The 337-nt window shown below is 68.5% G+C and carries 1 protein-coding gene; it reads right to left on the reverse strand.

Annotated features, from left to right (window positions below; translation table 11 throughout):
• Positions 1-337, reverse strand: a 337-nt coding sequence (locus tag CD790_RS34250) for a beta-ketoacyl synthase N-terminal-like domain-containing protein (protein WP_144387281.1), incomplete at both ends; no start/stop codon positions are given.

The raw sequence follows: 337 nt of genomic DNA on the forward strand, positions 1-337 counted from the left end.
TGCGCCTCCACCACATCGACATCCGTGGCCTCGAGGCGCGCGTTGGCCAGGGCCTGGCGGATCACCCGCTGCTGAGACGGACCGTTCGGCGCGGTCAGACCGTTACTCGCCCCGTCCTGATTGACCGCACTCCCCCGCACCACCGCCAAGACCGGATGACCCTCACGCACCGCCCGCGACAACGGCTCCAACAACAGCACACCCGCACCCTCAGACCACCCCGTCCCGTCCGCACCCTCAGCAAACGCCTTACACCGCCCATCAGCAGCCAACCCCCGCTGCCGACTGAACTCCACAAACACCCCCGGAGTGGACATCACCGCCACCCCACCCGCCA

The organism is Streptomyces sp. SAJ15, assembly GCF_007595705.1.
Taxonomy (GTDB): domain Bacteria; phylum Actinomycetota; class Actinomycetes; order Streptomycetales; family Streptomycetaceae; genus Streptomyces.